The 3,541-nt window shown below is 62.6% G+C and carries 4 protein-coding genes; all 4 read right to left on the bottom strand.

The window, feature by feature from the left end; all coding sequences use genetic code 11:
* Positions 1–897: TolB family protein (locus tag JHD07_RS09450; RefSeq protein WP_291621342.1), on the bottom strand; the 897-nt coding region annotated here is incomplete at its 3' end.
* 23 nt (positions 898–920) lie between these two features.
* Complete coding sequence (locus tag JHD07_RS09455) at positions 921–1,886, bottom strand: protein TolA (protein ID WP_291621343.1); 966 nt, start codon at positions 1,884–1,886, stop codon at positions 921–923.
* Between the two features lie 4 nt (positions 1,887–1,890).
* Positions 1,891–2,343, bottom strand: coding sequence for a protein TolR (gene tolR / locus JHD07_RS09460; RefSeq protein ID WP_291621344.1), 453 nt, complete (start codon positions 2,341–2,343; stop codon positions 1,891–1,893).
* 43 nt (positions 2,344–2,386) lie between these two features.
* Positions 2,387–3,103, bottom strand: coding sequence for a protein TolQ (gene tolQ / locus JHD07_RS09465; protein WP_008546343.1), 717 nt, complete (start codon positions 3,101–3,103; stop codon positions 2,387–2,389).
* Between the last annotated feature and the right edge of the window lie 438 nt (positions 3,104–3,541).

Consider the following 3,541-nt stretch of genomic DNA (forward strand, 5'->3'; position numbering starts at 1 on the left):
GTCGGTGAGACGCGTGGTCGAGCGCGAGCGCAGATCCATCACGAACAGGTTGGAATTGCCGCCCTGCTGCAGGCTCATGATGACGCGCTGGCCGTCCGGCGAGAAGCGCGGCGCGAAGGTCATGCCGGGGAAATTGCCGACGATCTCGCGCTGGCCGGTCTCGATGTTGTAGAGATAGACCTTCGGATCGCCCTGGCCGAACTCCATATAGGTGATCTCTTGCGAGTTCGGAGAGAAGCGCGGGGTGAGCACGAGGTCGGAGCCGCGGGTCAGATAGCGCACATTGGCACCGTCCTGATCCATGATCGCGAGCCGCTTGACGCGGCGCTCCTTCGGCCCGGTCTCGTCCACGAACACGACGCGGCTGTCGAAATAGCCTTTTTCGCCAGTCATCCGCTCGTAGATCTGGTCGGAGATAATGTGGGCGATGCGGCGCCAATATTCCGGCGAGGTGAAGTATTGCTGGCCGGCGAGCTGCTGGCCATTAATCACGTCCCACAGGCGGAATTCGGCCTTGAGCCTTCCGTCCGGCTGCCGCGTCATGCGGCCGGTGACGAGGGCCTGCGCGTTGAGGGTCTTCCAGTTCTGGAAATTCGGCGCGACGTCCATGTTGCTGATGCGCTCGATGAAGGCGGCCTGGTCGATCGGCGTGAACAGGCCCGAACGCTTCAGATTGTTGGTGATGACCTGCGTGACGCCGTTGCCGACGTCGCCATCGGAAGGCGAGCCGGGCAGGAAATTGGTGATCGCGATCGGGATCGGCTGAAACGCCGTGGGATCGATACGCAGGCGCCCGTCCTGCCCCTGAGCGAAGGCACGTCCGCTCCCAAGCATCGCGAGCGTCGATCCGGTCAGCGTCAGGAAGCGGCGGCGGTTCATCGATCGAATGTCATTCATCGCAAAATTCTTTTGTTCGGATGTCACAACATATCCTTCAGGCCGAAGCGCATCGGAATGGTTTTCCAGGTGTCATACTGCTGCTTCGGCAGGAACGAATAAACCTGACATTGCACGATGGCGCGCTTGCCACTCTCCGCCACGGCCTGAGCAATCGACCGAGACGGCCCTCTCGCTGCAACGACAACCGGTTCGGATGCCAGCGTTCCATCGATCTTCATGTAAATGTCGATGTCGACTTCGTACTGATCGGCATCCTGCCCGTTATAGGTGGGCGTAAAGCAGCGCCTGACCGCTGACATGAACGCGCCCTGCCAGGTCGCGACATTGTTGACGGCTGTCCCGGTCGTGGATCCCAGTGAGGCCGACGCATTCAGCGCCGAGCCGGTCTGCTCGTGCCGGGTCGCGGCGCGCTTGTCGAGGTCACGCTGGATCTGCGCGGGATCGAAGGTGCGCTCCTTCGGCTTGGGCTGCGGCTGCACCGCCGCGACCTTCTGCTCCACGGGCTTGGGCGGCGGCTTCTTGGTCTCCTGCTTCTTCATGAGCTCGGCGAGCGGATCTTCCTTGGCCGGATCAGGCTTCTTGTCCTGCGGCTTCGGCTCCTGCTTCGGCTCTTCCTTGGGCTTCGCCTCGACGACGGGCTTGGGCGGCTCGGGCTTCTTCTCCACCGGCTTCTCGACGGGCTTTGGCGGCGGCTCCGGCTGGGAGTTGGTCTTGATCAGCTCTTTCTTCTCGGTGACCTTGCCGACCGCATCTTCCTCGGGCTTCGCTTCCGCGATCTTCTCGACCTTGGGCTTCGGCTCTTTCTTGTCACCGGTCTTTTGCCCCGACATCATCTGCGCGAGCTGATCGGAGGAAATGATGTCGACCGGAAGGGATTCCTGCGTAGCGATGTAGGCCTTGCTGCTGAAGGTGACGAGCCCCCATCCCAGCACGAGGACATGGAGGGCAATCGACGCAACGAGTGTCTTGTCGACGTTCACCTTCACGGCCTCAAGACCCCTGATCCGCTTCCGTGACGAGGGCGAGCTTCTTGAACCCGGCCCCCGAGAGCTGGCCCATCACCTTGGCCACCGTACCGTAATCCGCCTTCTTGTCGGCGCGCAGATAGATGCGCTCCTCCAGCCCGCCCCGCGCATCCGTGATGGCCTTCAGCTTGGGGATCAGCTCGTTCATCGCGATCTCGGTGTCGTTGATGAACACCTTGCCCTTGATGTCGACAGACATCTGGATCGGCTTCTGGTCGCTGTTTTCGATGCTCTTGGCCTGGGTCTGCGGCAGGTCGAGCGGGACGCCGACCGTCAACATCGGTGCCGACACCATGAAGATGATGAGCAGCACCAGCATGACGTCGACCATCGGCGTGACGTTTATCTCGGCCACGACCGGCTTGCGCCGGCCACGGCGCCCGCCGCCGCCGGACGAACTCGCAACGTTCATGGCCATGATCGCGTGCCCAAATTGCCCTTCACATTATACATGCCGTCCATCAGCCCCGCTCGTCGATCTGACGAGACAGAATGGCTGAAAATTCATCAGCAAAGCCCTCGAGCCGCTGGGCCTGCCGGTTCACCTCGGAGGTGAACTTATTATAGAAAATAGTGGCAGGAATGGCGGCGATAAGGCCGACGGCGGTCGCAAACAGCGCCTCCGCGATACCGGGGGCGACCACCGCCAGAGAGGTATTTTTCGACGCCGCGATCGACTGGAAGCTCGACATGATGCCCCAGACCGTTCCGAACAGGCCGACGAAGGGGCCGGCGGAGCCCACGGTCGCCAGCACCAGCAGGCGCCGTTCCAACCGTTCGACCTCACGCGCGATCGAGACGTTCATCACCTTGTCGATGCGCATCTGAAGCCCCGCGACCGAGCGGGCATGGCTCTCGAAGGAACGCTTCCACTCCCGCATCGCCGCCACGAAGCAGGCTGCCATGGAATGCGTCGGCTTGGCCGAGAGCGTGCGATAGAGCTCCTCGATCGACTCGCCCGACCAGAACGCCTGCTCGAAACGGTCCATCGAGCGCCGGGTGCGCGCGTAAAGAAAGATCTTGTCGATGGCGATGGCCCAGACCCAGACCGAGCAGGCCAGAAGCCCCAGCATCACCGCTTTCACGATCCAGTGAGCCTGCCAGAACAGCGCAATCAGCGACACGTCGGCGGAGGCAGCAACCGGAAGGGCTGACTGAGCCAATTCGGCCGGATTCATAAGCAGTATCCTCTCAAGGCGATCGTTACCTAATGTCTACGGCCAGCAAACGGGCCGGTGTTCCCCAACAGCCGCGCTGGAACCGGCGCGGCCGGCAAGCCCGCTCAAAGCCTTGTCTTTCTGGGGTGCAGGGCTGGTCCAAAAGCTCGTCCAAAGCCGGCCGCCTGCATTCCCCGCCAAGATGTCAAAACTATGGGCCTCGACACGTCCTCGGGCGCGACTATCCGCAATTACCAGAGCCCGGCGTTGGTTAATGCGGGGTTACCGGCGGCGAATTTGGCTGCGGGAAAGGTAGGCAGCGCAGCGGGATGGCTGGCGGGCACCCAGGGTGTCCCGTGCGGGAGACAGGATCGCGCCTCAAGCCGCCGAGGCCGGCTCGGGGCAGTTGGTCAGCCGCGCGGGATTGCCGATTGCGGTGCAACCCGGGGGGACGTCACC

It is taken from the genome of Bradyrhizobium sp., from assembly GCF_016462955.1.
In the GTDB taxonomy this organism is placed as follows: Bacteria; Pseudomonadota; Alphaproteobacteria; order Rhizobiales; family Xanthobacteraceae; genus Bradyrhizobium.